The organism is Gramella jeungdoensis, assembly GCF_023805255.1.
Classification (GTDB): domain Bacteria; phylum Bacteroidota; class Bacteroidia; order Flavobacteriales; family Flavobacteriaceae; genus Christiangramia; species Christiangramia jeungdoensis.
Genome location: NZ_JAMSCK010000003.1, coordinates 336,874 through 359,042, shown reverse-complemented (window position 1 = coordinate 359,042; position 22,169 = coordinate 336,874). Strand labels below are relative to the sequence as shown.

22 protein-coding genes and 1 tRNA gene are annotated in these 22,169 nt (G+C 40.1%); 14 read left to right on the top strand and 9 right to left on the bottom strand.

The window, feature by feature from the left end; translation table 11 throughout:
* Window positions 1-39 precede the first annotated feature (39 nt).
* The 5 genes from NE848_RS09255 to NE848_RS09235 all read left to right on the top strand — a co-directional run bounded on the left by NE848_RS09255 (window position 40) and on the right by NE848_RS09235 (window position 7,145).
* Complete coding sequence (locus tag NE848_RS09255) at window positions 40-3,147, top strand: VPS10 domain-containing protein (protein WP_252112756.1); 3,108 nt, start codon at window positions 40-42, stop codon at window positions 3,145-3,147.
* Window positions 3,147-3,695, top strand: a complete 549-nt coding sequence (locus NE848_RS09250; protein ID WP_252112754.1) for a CopD family protein — start codon at window positions 3,147-3,149, stop codon at window positions 3,693-3,695. The genes NE848_RS09255 and NE848_RS09250 overlap by 1 nt, the downstream gene beginning before the upstream one ends.
* 41 nt (window positions 3,696-3,736) lie before the next feature.
* Window positions 3,737-5,191 (top strand): sensor histidine kinase, encoded by a 1,455-nt coding sequence (locus NE848_RS09245; RefSeq protein ID WP_252112752.1) that lies wholly within the window; start codon window positions 3,737-3,739, stop codon window positions 5,189-5,191.
* A 5-nt stretch (window positions 5,192-5,196) separates the two neighbouring features.
* Window positions 5,197-5,979 carry an enoyl-CoA hydratase/isomerase family protein gene (locus NE848_RS09240; RefSeq protein ID WP_252112750.1) on the top strand — a complete coding sequence of 261 codons (783 nt, stop codon included), beginning with the start codon at window positions 5,197-5,199 and terminating at the stop codon, window positions 5,977-5,979.
* Between the two features lie 92 nt (window positions 5,980-6,071).
* The gene (locus NE848_RS09235) at window positions 6,072-7,145 is read left to right on the top strand and encodes a PA0069 family radical SAM protein (RefSeq protein WP_252112748.1); all 1,074 of its coding nucleotides are present in this window, start codon (window positions 6,072-6,074) and stop codon (window positions 7,143-7,145) included.
* Here NE848_RS09235 and NE848_RS09230 read toward each other — a convergent pair.
* The 3 genes from NE848_RS09230 to NE848_RS09220 all read right to left on the bottom strand — a co-directional run bounded on the left by NE848_RS09230 (window position 7,142) and on the right by NE848_RS09220 (window position 9,042).
* Entirely contained in the window at window positions 7,142-7,795 is a 654-nt protein-coding gene (locus tag NE848_RS09230; RefSeq protein ID WP_252112746.1) for an HD domain-containing protein, read from the bottom strand. The two genes, NE848_RS09235 and NE848_RS09230, sit on opposite strands and share 4 nt — an antisense overlap.
* 9 nt (window positions 7,796-7,804) lie before the next feature.
* Entirely contained in the window at window positions 7,805-8,536 is a 732-nt protein-coding gene (locus NE848_RS09225; protein ID WP_252112744.1) for a lysophospholipid acyltransferase family protein, read from the bottom strand.
* Between the two features lie 95 nt (window positions 8,537-8,631).
* Entirely contained in the window at window positions 8,632-9,042 is a 411-nt protein-coding gene (locus NE848_RS09220) for a BrxA/BrxB family bacilliredoxin (protein ID WP_252112742.1), read from the bottom strand.
* A gap of 193 nt (window positions 9,043-9,235) precedes the next feature.
* Here NE848_RS09220 and NE848_RS09215 point away from each other — a divergent pair, with 193 nt between their 5' ends.
* Window positions 9,236-9,970, top strand: a complete 735-nt coding sequence (locus NE848_RS09215; protein ID WP_252112740.1) for a tellurite resistance TerB family protein — start codon at window positions 9,236-9,238, stop codon at window positions 9,968-9,970.
* Window positions 9,971-10,051: 81 nt separating this feature from the next.
* Here NE848_RS09215 and NE848_RS09210 read toward each other — a convergent pair whose 3' ends face one another.
* Complete coding sequence (locus tag NE848_RS09210; RefSeq protein WP_252112738.1) at window positions 10,052-10,519, bottom strand: thioredoxin family protein; 468 nt, start codon at window positions 10,517-10,519, stop codon at window positions 10,052-10,054.
* 10 nt (window positions 10,520-10,529) lie between these two features.
* Window positions 10,530-12,881, bottom strand: a complete 2,352-nt coding sequence (locus NE848_RS09205; protein ID WP_252112736.1) for a TonB-dependent receptor — start codon at window positions 12,879-12,881, stop codon at window positions 10,530-10,532.
* 101 nt (window positions 12,882-12,982) lie between these two features.
* Here NE848_RS09205 and NE848_RS09200 point away from each other — a divergent pair, with 101 nt between their 5' ends.
* Genes NE848_RS09200 through NE848_RS09190 form a run of 3 tightly spaced genes read left to right on the top strand, consistent with a single transcriptional unit; the run spans window position 12,983 to window position 14,969 of the window.
* Window positions 12,983-13,639, top strand: coding sequence for a metal-dependent transcriptional regulator (locus NE848_RS09200; protein WP_252112734.1), 657 nt, complete (start codon window positions 12,983-12,985; stop codon window positions 13,637-13,639).
* Between the two features lies 1 nt (window position 13,640).
* On the top strand, window positions 13,641-14,462 hold the full coding sequence (locus NE848_RS09195; RefSeq protein WP_252112732.1) for a ZIP family metal transporter: 822 nt from the start codon (window positions 13,641-13,643) through the stop codon (window positions 14,460-14,462).
* Between the two features lie 51 nt (window positions 14,463-14,513).
* The gene (locus tag NE848_RS09190; RefSeq protein ID WP_252112730.1) at window positions 14,514-14,969 is read left to right on the top strand and encodes a hypothetical protein; all 456 of its coding nucleotides are present in this window, start codon (window positions 14,514-14,516) and stop codon (window positions 14,967-14,969) included.
* On the opposite strand, the gene NE848_RS09185 is transcribed toward NE848_RS09190, so the two are convergent.
* The 4 genes from NE848_RS09185 to NE848_RS09170 form a co-directional block, all read right to left on the bottom strand.
* Window positions 14,966-15,115, bottom strand: a complete 150-nt coding sequence (locus NE848_RS09185; RefSeq protein WP_252112728.1) for a hypothetical protein — start codon at window positions 15,113-15,115, stop codon at window positions 14,966-14,968. The genes NE848_RS09190 and NE848_RS09185 overlap by 4 nt on opposite strands.
* 32 nt (window positions 15,116-15,147) lie before the next feature.
* Window positions 15,148-17,250 carry a ferrous iron transport protein B gene (feoB, locus tag NE848_RS09180; protein WP_252112726.1) on the bottom strand — a complete coding sequence of 701 codons (2,103 nt, stop codon included), beginning with the start codon at window positions 17,248-17,250 and terminating at the stop codon, window positions 15,148-15,150.
* 1 nt (window position 17,251) lies between these two features.
* The gene (locus NE848_RS09175; RefSeq protein WP_240097463.1) at window positions 17,252-17,482 is read right to left on the bottom strand and encodes a FeoA family protein; all 231 of its coding nucleotides are present in this window, start codon (window positions 17,480-17,482) and stop codon (window positions 17,252-17,254) included.
* 81 nt (window positions 17,483-17,563) lie between these two features.
* Window positions 17,564-18,235: an SCO family protein gene (locus tag NE848_RS09170; protein ID WP_252112724.1), complete on the bottom strand. Its 672-nt coding sequence runs from the start codon at window positions 18,233-18,235 to the stop codon at window positions 17,564-17,566.
* Window positions 18,236-18,386: 151 nt separating this feature from the next.
* Here NE848_RS09170 and rseP point away from each other — a divergent pair, with 151 nt between their 5' ends.
* The 5 genes from rseP to NE848_RS09145 all read left to right on the top strand — a co-directional run bounded on the left by rseP (window position 18,387) and on the right by NE848_RS09145 (window position 22,162).
* A complete protein-coding gene (rseP, locus tag NE848_RS09165) occupies window positions 18,387-19,703 on the top strand; it encodes an RIP metalloprotease RseP (protein WP_252112722.1) in 1,317 nt (438 codons plus the stop codon).
* 99 nt (window positions 19,704-19,802) lie between these two features.
* Window positions 19,803-19,876, top strand: a tRNA-Asn gene (locus tag NE848_RS09160).
* Between the two features lie 83 nt (window positions 19,877-19,959).
* Window positions 19,960-20,823, top strand: a complete 864-nt coding sequence (locus NE848_RS09155) for a hypothetical protein (RefSeq protein WP_252112720.1) — start codon at window positions 19,960-19,962, stop codon at window positions 20,821-20,823.
* Window positions 20,824-20,945: 122 nt separating this feature from the next.
* On the top strand, window positions 20,946-21,251 hold the full coding sequence (locus NE848_RS09150) for a helix-turn-helix transcriptional regulator (RefSeq protein WP_252112718.1): 306 nt from the start codon (window positions 20,946-20,948) through the stop codon (window positions 21,249-21,251).
* Window positions 21,248-22,162: a hypothetical protein gene (locus NE848_RS09145; protein WP_252112716.1), complete on the top strand. Its 915-nt coding sequence runs from the start codon at window positions 21,248-21,250 to the stop codon at window positions 22,160-22,162. Before NE848_RS09150 ends, NE848_RS09145 begins: the two co-directional genes overlap by 4 nt.
* Window positions 22,163-22,169 lie beyond the last annotated feature (7 nt).

The following is a 22,169-nucleotide window of genomic DNA, read 5'->3' as shown; positions in this document are numbered from 1 at the left end:
AATCCTTATCTTTAAAATCTCTCAAACAAATCATTTCTAATGAATAGATATCTACTTCAATTTGCTATTTGCATAGGTCTTATAGCTTCAGGCTTATTTCAAAATGAAATTTACGCACAGGATTCAGGCAAAAAACTTTATGAAGCCCTTGAATACCGACTCATAGGTCCTTTCCGTGGAGGAAGGAGTGCAGCTGTAACAGGTGTTCCCAGAAAACCTAATCTCTTCTATTTTGGAGCAGCGGGAGGAGGGGTATGGCAAACCAAGAATGGAGGAAGAACCTGGGAAAATATTTCAGATGGATATTTCGGAGGTTCCATAGGAGCCATAGAGGTAGCCAAAAGTGATCATAATGTAATGTATGTTGGAGGTGGTGAAAAAACAGTTAGAGGGAATGTTTCTTCCGGATATGGGGTTTGGAAAACCGTAGATGCCGGAAAAACCTGGCAAAAGGCCGGGCTTGAAAATAGCCGGCACGTTCCCAGGCTTGTGACTCATCCCGATGACTATAATACGGTTTATGCCGCAGTACTGGGTAATATTTATAAACCTACCGAAGAACGTGGAGTTTATAAGTCAACAGATGGAGGAAAGAACTGGAAAAAAGTTTTGTTTTCCAATTCTCAGGCTGGTGCCTTAGACCTGGTTATGGATCCAAATAACCCGAGAATATTGTATGCTTCAACATGGAATGTACAACGTACCCCATATAGTTTAAGCAGTGGAGGAGAAGGCTCAGCATTGTGGAAGAGTACAGATAGTGGTGAATCCTGGAAAGAGATCTCTAAAAATAAAGGTTTTCCAACCGACACTCTTGGGATCATAGGTGTTACCGTTTCGCCAGTAAATAGTGAAAGAGTCTGGGCGATCGTTGAGAATAAGGAAAAAGGAGGAGTTTATAGAAGTGATGATGGAGGAGAATCCTGGGACCATGTGAATGACGACAGGAAGTTGCGCCAGAGAGCCTGGTACTATACAAGGATCTATGCCGATTCCAAGGATGAGGATATCGTCTACGTGCTAAATGTGAATTATCATAAAAGTACAGATGGGGGTAAAACCTTTAGTGATCACAATGCCCCACACGGTGATCACCACGATCTGTGGATTGCTCCCGAAAACCCGCAAAGAATGATCATGGGAGACGATGGAGGTGCCCAGGTAACCTACGATGGTGGAGAAACCTGGAGTACCTATCATAACCAGCCAACTGCTCAGTTTTATAGGGTGACTACCGATAATGATTTTCCATACAGAATATATGCTGCACAGCAGGATAACTCTACGGTAAGGATAAGGCATCGTACTGAAGGAGGTAATATTGATGAAGCCGACTGGGAACCCACTGCAGGTGGCGAAAGTGCGCATATTGCAGTAGATCCTGAAAATCCTGATATTGTTTATGGCGGAAGTTACGATGGATTTTTAACCCGTTACAACCATGAGACAGGTACGGTAAGAAGTGTTAGCGTTTGGCCGGATAATCCTATGGGCCATGGAGCCGAAGCCCTTAAATACAGATTCCAGTGGAACTTTCCTATTTTCTTTTCACCTCATGATCCTGATAAGCTTTACACAGCTTCAAACCATTTACATGTTACTACCAATGAAGGCGAAAGCTGGAAAGAGATAAGCCCTGATCTTACCAGGAATGATAAATCAAAACAAAAATCATCTGGAGGGCCTATTACCCAGGATAATACTTCGGTAGAATATTACAGTACCATTTTCGCCGCGGCTGAATCTCCGGTAACACCGGGAATACTTTGGACTGGTAGTGATGATGGTTTAATTCACGTTTCAAAGAATGGTGGAGAAAGCTGGGAAAATGTTACTCCAAAGGGAATGCCTGAGTGGATGATGATCAACAGTATAGAGCCTTCTGCTTTTGATGAAGCTACGGTGTATGTTGCAGGGACACGTTATAAACTTGGAGATTTCGCTCCGTATCTATATAAGACTGAGGATTATGGTAAATCATGGAAAAAGATCACCAATGGTATCAAGCCTGAACATTTTACCCGTGTACTTAGAGAGGATCCAAAACAGGAGGGGCTTCTCTATGCAGGAACAGAAACCGGAATGTATATTTCCTTTAATGATGGCGCCAACTGGAAGCCTTTTCAGTTAAATCTTCCAATCGTTCCAATAACGGATTTGGCGATCAAAGAAAATAATCTTATTGTCGCCACCCAGGGAAGGAGTCTTTGGATACTGGATGATCTAAGTCTTATTCACCAGCTTTCAGAAGTTGATGATGATTCGGCAAATATCCTTTTCAAGCCAAAAGATGCTTACAGGATGGATGGTCGTTCCAGGGAGTCGCTCACGGCCGGGACCAATCATCCTACAGGCGTAATTACATATTTTTATGTGGAAAAACCTGAAGATAAAAAGATCAAAATAAGTTATCTGGATTCCGCTAACGATACCATTCAGAGTTTTAGCACCGAAGATGAAAAAAACAAACTTGAGGTAGAAAAGGGTTCTAATATGCATAACTGGGATATGCGCGGGGAAGGAGCTGAAAGGCTTGACGGAATGATACTCTGGTGGGCAAGTACCGAAGCTCCACAGGTGGTGCCGGGTGATTATAAGGTTGTACTTGAAGTTGAAGACGAGGTGCTGACCGAAAGTTTTAAAATTATGCCCGATAAAAATGCTGAAGCTGATATCGCAGGGATGCAAAGACAGTACGATTTTATCAGCGATGTGAATAAGACGGTAGACAAGGCTCATAAATCCATTAAAAAAATGCGTAATATCGAAGCGCAGTTAAAGGATTTTCAAAAGCAGTATAAGGGGAATGAAAAGGTAAAGCCACTTTTGGAAAAAGCAGAGAGCTTAAGAGAAGAGCTTTCAGAAATTGAGAATGCGCTTTATCAAACGAAGAACAGAAGCGGTCAGGATCCGCTGAATTTCCCGATTAAACTCACCAATAAGCTGGCTCATTTGAACAGCCTTGTAGGTATGGATGATTTCCCTCCAACAAAGCAGGATATTCAGGTTAAAGAGGAACTCACGGCAAAAATAAATACCGAGCTGGATAAATTTGATAAGTTGCTTTCCGATGAAGTAAAAGATTTCAATCAGCAGTTCAATGAATTGGATCTTAACTATCTTTTCGTTGAAGCCGAAGAAGAATAATGGAATACTATAATTATATAAAAGCCCTGCACCTTATCTTCGTGATCACGTGGTTTGCAGGGCTCTTTTACATCCCGAGGCTGTTCGTATATCAGATAGAAGCATTTCAGAAGGATGAGCCTGAGAAGAGCATTATAGGGAACCAGTTAAAACTGATGGCCAAGAGACTATGGTTCATCATTACCTGGCCTTCGGCGATCCTGGCGAGTATCTTCGCCTTTATTCTGCTTTTTATGATCCCGGAATGGCTTCAGCAACCCTGGATGCATGTAAAACTGGCCTTCGTGGTGCTGCTTTATGCCTACCATATCAAGTGCCATTTCATTTTCAAAGAGCTTCAGAAAGATGTTGTGAAATGGACCTCTAATCAAATGCGCATATGGAATGAGGGCTCCACGCTAATACTGTTTGCGGTCATCTTCCTGGTAATAGTTAGGGATGCCATCAACTGGATTTATGGAGTGATAGGGATTTTTTTGCTTTCGGTAATTCTGATGCTGGGAATAAGGCTTTATAAAAGAATAAGGGCAAAGAATCCGGATGCCTGAAATGGTGCGATAATTGTAACAATTGAGGCAAGTATGCTTATATGAAACTGCTTAAATTATCTTTAAGAACCCGTATTTTCATCTCCATGATATTATTGGTGCTGGGCGCCTCGATACTCATTTTTGGAGTTACAGTCTACCAGTATAAGCAGGAAGCTGAAAATTATCATGAAGAAAGACTTGAGAGAAAGCAGCGGGCGATCCTTGAAAATATCAAGTACGTCCTTACCCAGACCACCTATGTGGTTTCTACAGAAAATCTTGACCCTATTTTTAGCGGAAGGGATAAGATAGACGAGATGGCCGAGGTTCATGAAATGCAGATTCATATCTACGATCTTGAGGGGAATCTTATAATAAAATCTGATCAGTCTTTCTTTAGAGACACTACAAGAACTAAACTTGATAAAAGCATTCTAAGGAAACTCGAAGCATCTCCCGATAAGAGTTACTTGAAGAAAACTGAAGTAAACGGACAGAAATATCAGTCGGCGTATTCTTATATTACCGATAATAAATTTAAACCACTGGCTATCTTGTATCTCCCTTATCTTCAGGACGATAGCCTGCTTAACAGGGATCTGAATAACTTCCTGGTGCGAATGGCTGAGGTTTACCTGTTCATGCTTGTTATAGCCATCATACTTTCTTTCTTCCTGTCAAAATACATTACCAAGTCACTCAAAATCATTTCAGAAAAGATTAATCAAACACGGCTGGATAAGAGGAATCAAAAGATAGAACTTTCCAATGCTACAGAAGAGATATATGCACTGGTTTCGGCTTATAACAGTATGATAGATGAACTTGAGGAAAGTGCCGTAAAACTCGCTACCGGTGAACGTGAGCAGGCATGGAGGGAGATGGCCAAACAGGTGGCTCACGAGATCAAGAATCCGCTGACCCCGATGCGGCTAAGCGTTCAGAGCTTTCAGCGCAATTTCGATAAGGATGATCCTGAAATAGAGCACAAGGTTAATGAATACAGCAATACCCTGATCAGCCAGATAGATACGATGAGTTCGATTGCTTCGGCATTTTCAAATTTTGCAAAAATGCCCGCGCAGCAGAACGAGACGCTTAATGTGCCTAAAATTGTAAAACTGGCACTGGATATATTTAACGAGCGATACATTGAATTCAAATGTGAAAAAGAAGAGATCCTTGCAAAATTTGACAGAACCCAGTTGATCAGGGTAGTGACCAACCTGGTAAAAAATGCAATCCAGGCACTTAAAGATGTGGAAGATCCCCATATACTGGTGATGGTTGAGGAGGAAGAAGATACGGTGCGAGTTTCGGTTTCCGATAATGGTTCGGGTATTTCAGATGAGAATAAAGACAAGGTCTTTGAGCCTAAATTCACCACAAAATCCAGTGGAATGGGATTGGGTCTGGCAATGGTTAAAAATATAGTAGAGACCTACGGCGGATCCATTAGTTTTGTTTCAAAACAAAATAAAGGCACTATCTTTAATGTTAGATTTCCAAAATAAACTTTATGAGTTATAAAAATATTCTAGAAGAGATTGAAGACAATATTTTAACCATTACGGTTAACAGGCCCAAAAAATTGAACGCTCTTAACAGAGAGACAATACAGGAGCTTCATAATGCTTTCAAGGAAGCCAGATCTAATGATGAGGTTAAGGTGGTAATTCTTACTGGAAGTGGTGAAAAGGCGTTTGTTGCTGGAGCTGATATTAGTGAGTTCGCCGATTTTTCTCCAAAGGAAGGAAAGCGTCTGGCGGCCGACGGGCAGGAGAAATTGTTCAGCTATGTAGCTAATTTTCCGAAGCCGGTTATCGCAGCTGTGAATGGTTTTGCGCTTGGAGGTGGACTCGAGCTGGCCATGGCAGCTCACTTCAGAATAGCCAGTGATAATGCAAAGATGGGACTTCCGGAAGTTTCCCTTGGTGTTATCCCGGGATACGGAGGAACTCAAAGGTTACCGCAACTAGTAGGTAAAGGAAGAGCCATGGAAATGATCATGACTGCTGGAATGATAGACGCCAACCAGGCATTACAATACAATCTTGTAAATCATGTTGTAGAACCAGATGAGTTATTAGAGTTTGCTGAAAGTATTGCGAATAAGATCATGAAGAATTCTATGGTTGCAATAGGTGCTGCAATTAGGGCCATAAATGCTAATTATGAAGCTGGGGTGAATGGTTTCGAGACCGAAATTCAGGAATTTGGAAGATCTTTTGGAACAGAGGATTTCAAGGAAGGAACCTCGGCATTTCTTAATAAAAGGAAGGCAGATTTTCCAGGAAAATAATTGAGAATATAGACCGCAATTTTTGCGGTCTTTTTGGTTATTTTTAGATGGAATAAATCCTTTAAAATGGAAAAAATCCATATTTTTGTCACATGTCATCTTCAGAATATATTAAAGGTCGGGGAGCTCAACTTAATGTGGATAACAGGTTTAATGAGCATAGTCATGAGATTAGGGATGACTTTCTTAATTTCTGTGCTGCCGAGGGGGAGGAAGCTAATGAATCACGTACCACTATAATTGAAACCTTTCCTAAAACCATTGTCAATAAAGTGACGAGCCCGGATGTTGGTCTTGAATATTCCCTTAATCCATACCAGGGTTGCGAACACGGCTGCGTTTATTGTTATGCGAGAAACTCCCATGAGTACTGGGGGTACAGTGCCGGGCTTGATTTTGAGCAGAAGATCCTTGTGAAAAGAAATGCCGTGGAACTGCTTGAGAAAAAACTGAAAAGTAAAAGCTGGAAGGCAACTCCTATTGTCCTTTCCGGTAATACCGATTGTTACCAGCCAATAGAGAAAAAACTTCAGATCACCAGAAAGCTACTTCAGACATTTTTGAAATACAGGCATCCTGTGGGGATGATTACCAAGAACGCGCTGGTGCAGCGTGATATAGATATTTTGAAGGAGCTTGCAGCAGATAACCTGGTTCATGTGAATCTTTCGGTGACTTCGCTTCAGGAAGAAACCAGAAGGATACTCGAGCCAAGGACTGCAAGCATCAAAAAGCGCCTGGAGACCATCGAAAAACTTTCTTCGGCGAACATACCAGTTAGTGTAATGATGGCTCCTATTATTCCTTCCATCAACAGCCATGAAATAATGCCCCTTGTAAAGGAGATTGCTGAACGAGGAGCTCTTGGCGTTGGCTATACTATTGTTCGCCTTAACGGGGCAATAGGCCAGATATTTTCAGACTGGATTAGAAAGGCCATGCCAGACAGGGCAGATAAAGTATTGCGCCAGATTGAAAGTGTACACGGGGGAAGCTTAAATGATAGTCGATTTGGGACAAGAATGAAAGGGGAAGGTGAATTTGCAGCTCAGGTTGCCCAGCAATTCAAAATTGCAAGGAACCTGTATTTAAAAGACAGTGAAAGACCTAAGCTTAACTGTAAATTACACCAGGAATTCAAGGATGGACAAATGAAGCTTTTTTAGGCTTCCCCATTCCATTCAGCATAAAACTGATTAAGATATGCGATCATAAAGGCGTGGCGGTCTGCGGCTATCCTTCTTCCTGCTTTGGTATTCATCCGGTCTTTTAACAATAACAGCTTCTCATAGAAGTGATTGATGGTAGGGGCGGTGGAGGCCTTATATTCCTCTTTAGTCATATTCAGATTGGGTTCTATTTCAGGATCGTAAAGGGCTCTGCCTTTAAATCCGCCATAATTGAAGGTGCGGGCAATGCCAATTGCTCCAAGAGCATCCAGCCTGTCGGCATCCTGAACTATATCCAGTTCTATAGAAGAGAATTTTCTATCTACATTACCGCCTTTAAATGAAATATTCTTGATTATCTGAATTACGTGATCTATGACTTCCTCTGAAACATTCTGGGATTTCAGAAATTTTTCAGCCCTTTCGGGGCCAACACTTTCATCTCCGTTATGAAACTTTGAATCGGCGATATCATGAAGCAATGCGCCAAGTTCAACAATTAGCATATTGCATTTTTCATCTTTAGCGATAAGCCTGGAATTGTTCAATACTCGTTGAATATGAAACCAGTCATGACCCCCTTCAGCATTCCTCAGAGTCTCTTTTACAAATTGAATAGTGTTCTCTACCACTGAACTTACAGGCATAAAAATTCTTTAACGTATATCAGCAATTATTGTTCTTTCCACTTCAGCTGCAAGGGCCGTTGCATCCTCTGAATTCACAGCAATGGGTTTGTGTGTCTTAAGATGTACATGCACCCCAAGATCTATAGGAAAATTGCCATGTTTGAAAAGCTTCCATGAATTGTTGATGGTGATGGGAACCACAACGGCTTCGGGTAATTTTTTAAAAAGTATCATCATTCCATTGGTCCTGAATTCCTTTGGTTTTCCCGTTCTGCTCCTGGTTCCTTCCGGAAATATTACAGCAGAGCGTTTTGTTTTTGAGAGATAGTCCCCAAACTCACTCATCTTGAGAAGCGATTCCCTTCTGTTCTTTCGGTCTATTAGCACAGAACCTCCATGCCTTAAGTTGAATGAAATACTCGGGATGCCTTTCCCCAATTCCTTCTTACTCACGAATTTTGGATGATGTTCCCTGAAATACCAAATGATAGGAGGGATGTCGTACATCCCCTGGTGATTAGCCACAAAAATACAGGTCTTGTCTACCGGCAGTTCATATTCGTTTTCGATGGTAAAAGTGGTCCCTAAAATATTGAGACACCTTAAAAGGAAAAAATTGAAAAGATCCACACTTCTTTTATGTGCTTCATATCCTCCCAGTTTAAGACTTAGCCACTGGATTGGATGAAAAATAAGCAGGGTAAGGAAAAAGAAAATATAAAATACGACCGATAATGGGTAGGAAAAAAATCTCTTCATTTTGGCTTTTAAAACTACAAATTTAGCTATTTCAAATTTTAAGCATAAAAAAGCCACGCTAGCAGCGTGGCTTTTTAGGGCTATCTATTTTAAGATTAGCAAAATTCGTTGTAAGCGCCAATCAGGTTCTCTGCGATCATGTCTGCAGGACGACCTTCAATATGGTGACGCTCAAGCATATGAACTAGCTCTCCATCTTTAAACAATGCCATAGAAGGAGAAGATGGAGGGAAAGGTACCATATAACCTCTTGCTTTATCTGTAGCTTCTTTATCTACTCCCGCAAATACGGTGAATAGATTATCTGGTTTTTTAGCATTCTGAAGAGAAATTCTGGCTCCCGGGCGTGCATTTGCTGCCGCACAACCGCAAACCGAATTCACCACTACTAAAGTAGTTCCCTTAGCTTCCATCGCCTTTTCAACATCTTCTACAGTATGTAATTCTTCAAAACCAATGCTTGTAAGATCTTCTCTCATTGGTTTTACCAATTCTGCTGGATACATATATCTTTTTATTTTGGTATTAAACGTTTATGAATGACAAAGATACCAAATTATGTTTAGGTGGGCATATATCGAATTTCTAATTACTATGTGTAAATAGGTTTGATTTATCGGCTTAAAAAATGGGATATGAGCGGGGAGATTGCCATTTAAATATTGAAAATGTTATCTTAGCGGCTAAAGAAAATTGCCGATGATTAAATGGCTGGCTGCAATTCTGGGATATATGTACTTCAGGTTTCCCGGAGCTATTCTTGGATTTATTATAGGATCGTTACTGGACAATTATATTCGTTCTTCAGGCGGAATATTCAACTCCCTTTTCGGAGAGAAAAAACAAACTGTCTCCCCCGGAGATTTTGAGCTTAACTTACTTTCGCTATGTTCGATTGTGATCAAAGCCGACGGACATGTCTCTCAAAAGGAGCTGGACTATGTTCGCTCCTATTTTGTGCAGGCTTACGGTAAGGACAGGGCCAATGCTACCTTCAGAACCTTTAATGAGGTAGTTAAGAGCCGTCAGGTTTCGGCATCCAATATAGCTCGTTATCTTGCCGCGAGGACAAGATACCCCACCAGGCTGCAGATAATTCATTTCCTGTTTGGAATTGCTCAGGCCGATGGTCGTGTGAGCGATGCGGAAGCTGATGTGATAAGGGATATTGCAGGATATCTCCAGATCGGGCACCGGGATTTTGAGAGTATTAAGGCGATGTTCTTTAAAGATACAGATTCAGCCTATACTATCCTCGAAATAGATAAGACAGCGAGTGATGATGAGGTGAAGAAAGCCTTTAGAAAAATGGCCAAGAAATACCATCCCGATAAACTGGGTCATATGGACGAAGCTTACAGAAAGGGAGCTGAAGAGAAATTTAGAAAGGTTCAGGAAGCTTACGACCAAATCAAAAAAGAGCGCGGTTTATAAAATAAAGCCTCCCGTTCTCACAGAAGGCCTTCCAACTAAAACTAGTTATAAAAAACGCTTAATCTAAAAGCTCATTTTCATCTAGCTCTTAATTAATTCTTTCATTCTTTCTGAGGTCATATACTCAAAACTCCTTTTTCGAATTCTGAAATTTCTATCCAGCACTAGCAGGGTTGGGAATGAGACCTTATTATCTTCCCGGCTTGCAAGGATCAATGGAATCTGATGTACTCCATTCCTTTTTGTCTTCGCCTGTTCATTGATGTAGGTCTGACCCTCAAATTCAATGGGAGCCATGCTTTCAGCATTCATTTTTACTGCATAGTACTCATTATTGATAGCTGAAACTATTTCCGGATTTTTGAATGCATGCCTCTCCATTTTTTTGCAATAGACACACCAGTCTGTATAAAAATATACCAGTACAGGTTTGCTCTTCACTTTGAGGGAGTCATCCAGTTGCTCAAAGCCTATCCATTCGATCTCCGATTTTTGTGCGGAGACCGCCTGAATGCAAAAGATCATGAATGTGATAAGTATTATTCTCATAGCTTAAGGTCTAATCATGAAGGTTTCCAAATTTGATCCCGAAAAAAAATGTACGGGGCCGTGATGGTCCATAGATATAATCTGAATCCCGTGTAGGGCCGGAATCAAAATCATCCTGATATGCATTGAACACATTCTGGACTCCCGTACTAAGGTTTATATGAAAGTCTTCGGTTATATCGATATGCTGTGTCAGTTTTAAGTTCACGTCTACAAAGGAGGGAGATTCTTTTAAATCCAGGAATCCATTTGCATTCACCACTTTTGGAATGGTCATCTCACCGGTGTAAGTACCTGTAAAATCTGCAGAAAAACCTTTGAACGGGGAGGTGTTGATATTGAAGTATCCATAAAAATCAGGATTTCGTACAAATTCAGAAATGATCACATCTTCCTCTGCTTCGTTAGATGCTTCATAGAGTACCTGTTCTTCTTTATAGATCGATCTTTGATAGGTTCCTCCCAATTGAAAGGTCAAAGCGGAAGAAGGGGAAACTCCTATTTCGAAATTGGTACCTGTTACATAGGCTCCACTACCGTTTCTCACCTCTTTTAGAATAGAACCGTTTGGCAAACTGGCACCCGTACTCACCGTGGTGAACGGATTTTTAAGCTCTGTATAAAAGCCCTCGAGTAAAAAATCTGTTTGAAGCTTGTTTATGCTTTTGGAATAATTGAAGGAAGCCGTATAGGCGTTGGAATATTCAGTTTCCAGGTCTTCTGAAAGGATCACGAACTGAGGTTCGCCTCCAACCGACGAAATATGAAGGTCTTCGTTGAATGCCTGTGGAGCCCTGAAACCTCTGGCATAACCTCCCCTGAATTGTAATTCTTCGGTTATATTGTATAACAAAGTCAACCTGGGACTCAATACTGTCTGGTCTATTTCAGATTTTCTCTGAACATTTTCAACGCTATAATCTCCAAGTACATTAACATGATCCAGCCTGGTTCCTAAAAGCGCGGTGAATGTTTCCACTGGCTTCCATTCATATTGGGCAAACGCTGAATAGGTATTCACTTCCTGATCTATAAACCTGCCATAACCTGCTATGGCATCTTCTGTATTGCTGAGGTTGTATTCGACCCCAGTGGTAAGCACATCATTATTATCAAAATTCCTTGTGAACTGGAAGCCGGATAGGAAAGCTATATCTTTCGTGTTTCCATAGGCATTTGAAGCGGCAATACTATCCTGGGCGGTTCTTCCACCACCAAGTCCACCATAATAGCTTTTCCGATCGGTATGCTGTCCTGAGGCATAGAACGAGAAATTATTGGTCATTTCCCTGTTTGAAAGATCATAAGTAAGTCCCCCAATTATAGTATTGTGGTCCAGTTCTTCGGTAATATCTGTCAAATGAGGGGCAAGCTCCAGTCTGTCACCTCCTCTTCTATATTCTTTAAGTGCAGTTAGGTCAAGAGTGATCTTACTGGTTTCATTCGGTTTCATAAATGCCTTCGCTCCCAGGGTATTGTTGGTAAGTTCGGTTATTTCGGTGAAGCCATCACCGTTCGCATCGTATGCTGCCCGATCTCGGTTCATTCCGTAGATGGTAACGCCGCTGTTAAGATCCTCAGTTACTACTGATCCGGTTACATTAATGGTTCTGTCAGGGATCTCACCATCTATCAATGCCATATTTCCGGAAACGTTCCAGGTATTCAGGACAGGCTCTTTGGTAATGATATTTACAGTTCCGGCAATTGCATTAGAGCCGAAAAGGGCAGATCCGCCACTTCTCACAACTTCAACCCGATCCAGGATGGAGGTTGGGATTTGTTCAAGTCCGTAAACACTGTTTAAGGCGCTAAATACTGCGCGGCTGTTGATAAGTACCTGGGTATAGCTTCCGTCTAGGCCGTTTAACCGAACCTGGGTAAAACCGCAGTTCTGGCAATTGGTCTCAACGCGCACACCGGGCTGAAAATTTAGAGTTTCGGCGACCGAGACCGACTGGGTTGCATTGAACAGTTTTGAGTTCAGCACATTAACGATCACCGGGGCTTCTTTTAAATTGATCCTATTCCTGGTGGCACTAACTACAACCTGGTCGAGGCCAAGGGCATCTTCTTCGAGGTTTATGTTCAGTTTTTTATCTGAATAATCCTTCGCATCTATACTAATCTTTTTGGTTTTGAATCCTATAGCCTGAATGGTAAGTTCAACTTTTTCCGGCTCCAGGTTGATGGAAAAATTCCCGTTCATATCGGCGCTGGTGCCATTTGAAGTCCCCGAAACATAAATGCTCGCGAACGGCACTGGTTTTCCATCCTCGTTTACCAGACCCGAAACTTTCACACTTTGTGCTCCTGCTGCTGAAACTGCCAGGCTTAAAAATATCTTTATCAGACTCTTCATCAATCAAATTTTTGACAAAGGTATAAAATAATTTAGATGAACCTAAAAAATTGATTAATCAAATTAAAAAATGTATTTTTGGCGAAAATAAAATTTAAAGGATGTTTAGCTTATCTGAAGAAAATTACCTTAAAGCCATATTTCATCTTGAAACCGCCTATAAAAGTGGGGTAAGTACAAATGCGCTGGCAGAGGAAATGCAGACAAAGGCCTCTTCAGTAACCGATATGGTAAAAAGGCTTTCAGATAAGGACCTTGTGAACTATAAGAAATATCAGGGGGTTAAGCTAAGCGATGCTGGAAAAAAGGCTGCGGTTGAAGTGATACGCAAGCATAGGCTTTGGGAAGTTTTCCTTGTGGAAAAGCTCGGATTTAACTGGGATGAGGTACATGAGGTAGCCGAGCAGCTGGAACATATAAAATCGGAAAAACTTACCAACGAACTGGACAAATTCCTTGATTATCCCAAAAAGGACCCTCATGGAGATCCAATTCCGGATGCTAATGGTAAGTTTACAGTAGCCGACAGGATATTATTATCGGCACTTAAAAAAGGGGAATCGGGAATATGTGTTGGAGTAAAGGATTCATCTGTAGAGTTCCTGCAGTATCTGGATAAGAATGGAATATCCCTTGGTAAGGAAATTAAGGTTTTAGAAAAAGAGGATTTTGATCAGTCGATGCTTATCAAAATGGAAAAGAATGAAATAAGGATATCTCACCAGATATCAACAAACCTATTTATTAAAACAATTTAGAATGAACACGGTTATAGATTACTTTCAACAACTGGATCCTGTTTACGCAGCTTTCCTGGCCACCTTATTTACCTGGGGGCTTACGGCTCTTGGGGCTTCTCTGGTCTTTATTTTTAGAGGAATGAATCGAGCCTTTTTCGATGGAATGCTGGGGTTTACTGGGGGAGTAATGGTGGCTGCCAGTTTCTGGAGTTTGCTTGCACCGGGTATTGAAATGAGTCCCGGTGAAGGTTTTGAAAAGGTGGTTCCTGCTGTTGTGGGCTTTGCACTTGGAGCATTATTCATATTTGGCCTTGATAAGGTATTGCCCCACCTGCACGTAAATTTTAAAATGAGTGAAAAGGAAGGGATTAAAACTCCCTGGCATAAATCAGTATTACTTACCCTTGCAATCACACTTCATAATATCCCGGAAGGACTGGCAGTAGGGGTTCTATTTGGAGGTGTGAGTGCCGGATTTGAAGGGGCTAGTATTGGAGGGGCTGTTGCCCTGGCCCTGGGGATCGGTTTACAGAACTTCCCGGAAGGTTTTGCTGTAGCCATGCCTTTAAGAAGACAGGGACTTAGCCGTTGGAAATGTTTCAATTATGGGCAGCTTTCCGCGATCGTTGAGCCGATGGCCGCTGTGTTAGGAGCTTGGGCCGTTCTCACTTTTCAGCCAATCCTTCCTTATGCATTATGCTTTGCAGCCGGAGCCATGATATTTGTTGTAGTTGAAGAAGTTGTGCCCGAGGCTCAGCAGGGTAATTTCACCGATATTTCTACCATGGGATTCATTGGAGGCTTTATGGTCATGATGACGCTGGATGTGGGTCTGGGGTAGAATTACCTGCAACTTTATTATTAAGTTGTCGTCTTTATAATAAAGACCCTTATGAGAATCACAATAATTTTATTTGCCTTGTTCCATTCAGTGTTAATGTTTGGTCAGGATAAGGATACATCAAAAAATAAGATTCACCATTCTATTCTCTGCCTTGGTGACTATATGGTGCTGGGTGAAAAAACCATTAAGATCAAACAGGTGATCTCAGATTCCAGATGCCCTAAAGGAGTAACCTGTATATGGGCGGGTGAAGTGAAGGTATTGGTGGAATTCTATGATGAAGGGAAATTTAAGGGAGATAAGATCATAACGGGATCTAATATATCGGTAGGCGAAACGGAGATCATACCTGGATTTAATATTTCAATTGCCGATTTCTTCGATACCGAAGAACTTAATATCAGGAAGTTTGTTGTGACTCCTTATCCGGAAGCTGGTTATAAGATAAGCCAGGAAGAATATAGTGTGGAGCTAACGGTTTCCGAAGCTGGGGAAAATAATTAATCACCGCAACCGCAATCCGATACACCACAGGAGCCGGTTTTTTTCTTACCACCTAAAAAGGAAGGTTTCCAGATAAATTTGGTAAACAGATATCCGGAAGCTATCAGAAATGTTATAATTACCAGTATTTCCTGTAAGATTTCCATGTTTTTTAAGTCGTTTGAAATTTCATTCCTTACTATTTCAGTAACTGAAATGCGATAAGGGCGACCACATATGCAAAGCTACTCATTATAACTAACTGAAGCATAGGCCATTTCCATGTATTTGTTTCCCGTTTTACGATTGCAAGGGTGCTCATACACTGCATCGCGAAAGCATAGAACAGGAGAAGGCTTACTCCACTGGCAAACGTGAATAAAGGCCCGCCCAGTACGGGATTGGTCTCTGCTGCCATTCTGTTTTTGATGGTTTCTTCCTCATCACTACCCACACTGTAGATAGTAGCTAAAGTACCCACAAAGACCTCTCTTGCTGCGAAAGAACTTATAATGGCGATCCCAATTTTCCAGTCATAGCCCAATGGTGCGACTGCGGGCTCAATACCTCTTCCCATGATTCCTATGTAGGAATTCTTTAGTTTATAGGATGCGATCTCTTCTTCTATTTCATCCTGAGAGATGTTGCTTTCGGAAGTGTATTTTGAAGAGACTATTTCTGCGGCATTTTCAAAATCCTCACCGGGTCCATAACTGGCCAGTACCCATAGGATCACTGAAATTGCGAGGATGATCTTCCCTGCTCCAAACACGAAAGACTTGGTTTTTTCAACCACATTTATAGCTACATTCTTGACCATTGGCACCTTGTAGTTAGGCATTTCGATCACGAAATAGCTTTTGGTTCTTGTCTTCATGATCTTATTGAGTGCCCATGCCGAAAAAATCGCCATGAGAAAGCCCAGAAGATAAAGGACCATCAGGGTTATCCCCTGTAAATTGAAGCCCAGAAATGCTTTGTCTGGTATCACGAGGGCTATAATGATAAGATATACTGGAAGTCTTGCCGAACAGGTAGTAAAAGGCACTACGAGTATGGTGATAAGTCTTTCTTTCCAGTGTTCAATATTCCTGGTGGCCATTACTGCCGGAATAGCGCAGGCCGTACCCGATACCAGGGGAACCACACTTTTTCCGCTTAAACCAAATCTTCTCATGATCCTGTCCATAAGGAATACGACCCGGCTCATATAGCCCGATTCCTCAAGTATGGAAATGAAGAGGAACAGAAATGCGATTTGCGGAATGAAGATCACAATACCTCCCAAACCGGGAATAATCCCTTCAGATACTAAATTTGTGAAGGGACCATTAGGGAATGTACTTTTTGTCCATTCGCTCAGGGAGGCAAAGGCGGCATCTATCATATCCATAGGGTAGCTTGACCAGCTGTAGATCGCCTGGAAAATAAGCAACAGTATCCCGAAAAAGATCAAATATCCCCAAACCTTGTGGGTGAGTATCCTGTCAAGCCTCGATCTCAAATCTGTGGCTGCATTCTTATCTATGGTCATGGATTCTCTCAGTACACCATTGATGAACTGATATCTCAGGATCGTTTCTTTCTGTTGAAGCCTTTTAAGGTCGCTTGTAGATTTGGTATGAAAATCTGAATTACTATTTATTTCGGTTCTGTTGATATTCCCAAAGTTGACATCCTGTGTGATAACAAGCCATAGCTTATAAAGAGACTGGTTGGGGAAGGCCTTTCGTAGATTACCAAAATACTCAGGATCTATGATTGAAGCATTAACACAGGGTTCAATTGGAATATGGCGGTAATTGATGATAAGCTCTTTAAGGTATTCGATCCCCATTCTTTTCCTGGCGCTAACCAGTGCTATCTTGGTTTTAAGCCGTTCTTCAAGTACTTCAACATCAAGGGTGATCCCTTTACGTTCCATCCTGTCGGCCATATTGATCACAAGGATAGTAGGGATTCCAAGATCCTTAATCTGGGTAAAAAGCAGCAGATTTCGTTTTAAATTTTCAACGTCACTAACTACAACGGCTACGTCGGGAAAATCCTTATCATTTTTATTTAGCAGTAGTTCAATTACCACATTTTCATCAAAGGATGAGGCATTAAGGCTATAGGTTCCCGGAAGGTCCAGTATATGGGCCTTTAGTCCCCGTGGTAATTTACAGATACCTTCTTTTTTTTCTACGGTGATTCCAGGATAGTTACCAACCTTTTGGTTAAGGCCTGTTAACTGATTAAAAACTGAGGTCTTGCCGGTGTTGGGATTTCCAATTAAAGCAACATTAATTTGCTTAGCCATATTAGCCTATTAATTCAATTTCTATTAGCAGAGCTGTTTCTTTTCTAATTGCCAGGTGGCTACCGTTTATATTTAAATACATAGGATCTTTGAATGGTGCAGTTTGTACAAGCTCTACCTCGTTCCCGGGAAGGCAACCCATTTCAAGTAGCTTCAACGGAACCATATCGGCCGAGAACTCCTTTATTATCCCGCGCTGGCCCCTTCTAAGATTAGCAACTGTTACCTTCACTTTTATTTAGATTGATTTTAAACAAGGCAAAAGTAATGGAATTTAGTCCAATACAAAAGTTAAAGAAGGAAAAAGTAGAGTTTAGTTGTATTCGGCCTTGAGCACTTTTAGATCGTGCATTAAACGTTCAATAGCCTCTGGGTCAGTACCATCATAAAACCCACGGATTTGCCGGTCCTTATCTACCAGGACAAAATTCTCGGTATGTATCATATCATATGGTCCGCCATCACCGGTGGATTTTGTGGCCAGGTAAGATTTTCTTGCAAGCTCATAGATCTCCTTTTTATCACCGGTCACCAGATTCCATTTTTCGTCTATCACACCCTTTTCTACAGCATATTTTTTAAGTACTGGAACACTATCTGCTACAGGGAATACGGTATGTGAAAGCAATAAAACATTCTCGTCATCCTTTATCTTTTCCTGGATCTTTACCATATGATCGGTCATAATGGGACAAATGGTTAGGCAGGTTGTGAAGAAAAAGTCCGCTATATAGATCTTATCTTTATAATAATTCTGGGTAATAGTGTCTCCATTCTGGTTGATGAGCCTGAAATCGGCAATCTTATGATATTTTCTCACATATTGCACGGTAGAATCTACAAGTTCAGCATTTACCATATCTGGTTGATAAACAGGAAGTCTTTCTTCAGGAACTTTAAGGGTGTAAATGATATAAATGATGATTACCGAGAGGATGAAGAAAACTATGGCAAAGGTTTTGTATTTGGCAAAGAACTTGAGCATAGAGTTATTTTTCTGCAAAGTTAGCGTCTGACTATCAAATAGTCGAATTGAGTTTCTAAAAATTTCAGAAGGTGAAATCTGTTAGAATATAAACTTTTCTGGGAGCTCATAAAAACTTACTTTTGTGCGATTTTAAATTTGAAATTAATTAATGGATCCATTTTTAGTAAAAGCCATACAACTAATATTAAGCCTGTCACTTTTGATCGTTCTTCATGAACTTGGTCATTTTGTGCCGGCAAAACTTTTTAAGACCAGGGTAGAGAAGTTCTTTCTATTCTTTGACGTGAAGTTTGCCCTTTTCAAAAAGAAGATAGGTGATACCGTTTACGGAATTGGCTGGTTGCCCCTTGGAGGTTATGTGAAGATCTCGGGGATGATAGATGAGAGCATGGACAAGGAGCAGATGGCTCAGCCGGCGAAGGAATGGGAGTTCAGAAGTAAGCCGGCCTGGCAGCGACTTATTATAATGCTTGGAGGTGTTACTGTAAACCTTATTCTGGGTTTCCTTATCTATATGATGATCATGTTCGTTTGGGGTAAGGCTTATGTTGGACCTGAAGAGATGCCTGAAGGTTTTGCTGTGGTTGATTCTTTTAAGGAATATGGTTTTGAAGACGGTGATAAGATTCTGCAGGTTAACGGAAAGGAATTTGAGAACAGCCTGGACATAAACAAGCATCTCTTTATGAGAGATGTGAGAAATATTACGGTGCTGCACGAGAATGGAGAAGAGGAGACCATCAACATTCCTGAAGAAATAGGAGTTCAGATGTTCGAACAGGGCGTGATGCAGCCTTTTGTGCCAATTAACCATCCGGTTCTGGACACTGTAGTGGAGAATATGGCAGCTGCCAAGGCCGGACTCAAAAAGGGAGATAGTATTATTTCTCTAAATAATAGGGAAATTGGGTACTGGCATGAGATCGCGCCAATTTCAACTGAAAATAAGCAGAAAGAGATCGAAGTTGTTTACAAGAGGGATGGGGAGATTCTAAGCACAAAAGTACAGCCAGATGAAGACGGAAAACTTGGAATCGCGCCGGTTACCGGGATAGAGATAAAAAGAAAGACCTTTGGCTTTGCAGAAAGCATAAGCAAAGGCTTTGATTATGGATACTGGACGCTTAGAGATTATGTGTATCAGTTCAAGTATGTATTCAGCAAAAAAGGAGCTTCACAGCTAGGAGGATTTGGAGCCATTGGCGGATTGTTTCCCGATACCTGGAACTGGGCCGGATTCTGGCACACCACGGCCTTGCTTTCTATCATCCTTGCATTTATGAATATTTTGCCAATACCTGCATTGGATGGAGGCCATGTAATGTTCCTGCTTTATGAAATGGTGACCGGAAGAAAACCTAACGATAAATTTATGGAAATTGCCCAGATGGTAGGCTTCTTTCTCCTTATTGCATTGGTTTTATATGCAAACGGAAATGACATATATCGCTGGCTTTTTGAGTAGTAGAAATACAATTAAAAATTAGATCAAAAAAATTAAAAAAATCTTTTGACAGCATTTAAAAATTGATTTATATTTGCAACCGCTTTTAAAGCAAAACCTTCCTCAGTAGCTCAGTTGGTTAGAGCATCTGACTGTTAATCAGAGGGTCGTTGGTTCGAGCCCAACCTGAGGAGCCTTTAAAACTAAAGCCTGACAGAAATGTCGGGCTTTTTTTATTATGTTTGGGTTAAACATAGGTCAAACATCTCCCACAGGAATGCAAAATCCAATATTGGAATTTTACTTTCAATTAGCCTTTGAGGATAAAATCCAGGAACTAAAGAATAGTTTTCTGGGTAATGAATACTTTGAGAAAAATGGCTATACCTATTTGAATTCCCCTTATGACTATTATCTAAAAGAGGAAATGGTAATTGATGGGAATGACCCAACCTTCACTGTAGATTCAATAGACAGAGAAGAATTTTTTAAAATTCAGCTTAAAGAAGAAAGGCAGAATTTATTTCAGCAGATCAATAGTCTTAAAGCCCATAACTCCAAGAATGCTTTAAAAGTCATATTGGATGATTTAAAGTTGATATATGAGGAAATTGAGAGTAAAGACAGGGAAGATGTATATATAAATATTGTAGAAGATGAACTGATAAAAGTTATTTATAGGTTCTCAAAAGAATTTTCTTCAATAATTTCATACCATCCAATATTTACAGTACTTAAACCTGTCAATCCTAATGAAAGCTATTTCCAGGTTAAAGATCTTAAAACCTCTTTTTTCCAGAAATTACATACAGAAACATCAATAATAAACCTAATAGATGATGTTCAGGTAAGTGAAAAGGATTTCATTGATGTACTTACCTCTCCTAAGCCTTCTGCCACTATAAGATTTATCCAGCCTAATTATCAAGTAGCTTACTATTTGGAATCGATAGGAGTGTTTTTTCATAATTTGAATCCAAAGTCAATAGAGAAAAGCAAAGCATTTTACAATAAGCAGAATAAACCAATTAAAAAGCAAGATTTGTATACTGCTCTTTCAAGAAAAAATAAGGAATCTGGATTATGGAAACATAAAATTGATGAAATAATAGAAGACTTGAGAGATCATTATTCAGTATAGCTTACACTTTACCTTACACTTAATCTTAACCCTTCCTTACATATTTGAAATGAAGGGTTTTTTGTGCGCTTTATTTGAAACAGTGTTTAACTGAGATATGCGCATATCCATCATATAATTTCATGATGGAAAATATCCATAAAAAACTTGAACAAATAGAAAGTAAGATTGAGGAACATATCTTAAATACAAAAGAATTCCTTGATCTGAATGAAGCCTCAAAGTACATGAGGTTATCTAAATCAGCACTTTATAAACTCACCAGTAAAGGAGAAATTAAATTTTATCAGCCTGGTGGCAAAAAGATTTTCTTCTTTAAAGCTGATTTACATGAATGGATTAAGAAAGGGAAAGTTCAATCCACTTGTGAATTAGAGGATGAGGTAGAAAACTACCTGAATGATAATAACAAAATCTCCAGGTCATGATAGATTTTGTAAATATTCAGTTCAGGAATAAGGAGAAGTATGAATTAGAGGATAATATTTTATTGCTTCAAAACCTACCTGAGCCTTCAATTAACAGACATAAAATTGCTTCTGTCAATCAAACAATTGATTCATTTACTGAGGAAAAAAGATCCTATCCATTAAAAGGGAAGATTCAAAATATGAATATAAACTGTTATGAGAACAGCAGTGTTATTCAAAATTCAATACATAAACTTCATAATCTTCGACTTACAGGAAGAGAGCATAATTACAATGAGTTGACTTTCAGTCAGACATTGGATAATCTAAATTATCTGAAACATTTCTTCCCTAAGTTACCAGATGGAAAGCTAACACGACTTGAGTTTGGTTTTAATCTATATACAAGAGAAGAAGCACAATCAATTATCACAAAGAATTTGTTGATGCACAAATTTAAAGATCCTAGTAGGTATAGAAGAAATTCTACTATGTGCTATAAAGAGTTCACACACTCAAATTACGATATAAAGGTTTATGATAAAGCCAAGCAATATAAACGTCCTAAACATGAGAATATATTAAGGTTTGAAATAAGATTCAAAAGCAAGGGAATCCATGAATTGGGCATTTATACAGTAAGAGATTTATATAGGAAAAACACCTATAGAAAGTTATTCATTAAAAGCATGAAAAGATTTGATGAACTTCAGATAGTTGATCAATTTAATGCACTACCTACAGAACAATATAATAAGCTAATTCAATTTAGTAATCCTCACTTTTGGTCAACCTTTAATAATAGACAGACAAGGAGTAGATACACGAATGCCTTTCATAGCCTTTTAATTGAAAATGATTTACTCCAAACCAAACAGAGGATAAGAAACTTACTTCAGAAAAATTTTATAAAACTGATTAATAACTAATAGTGAC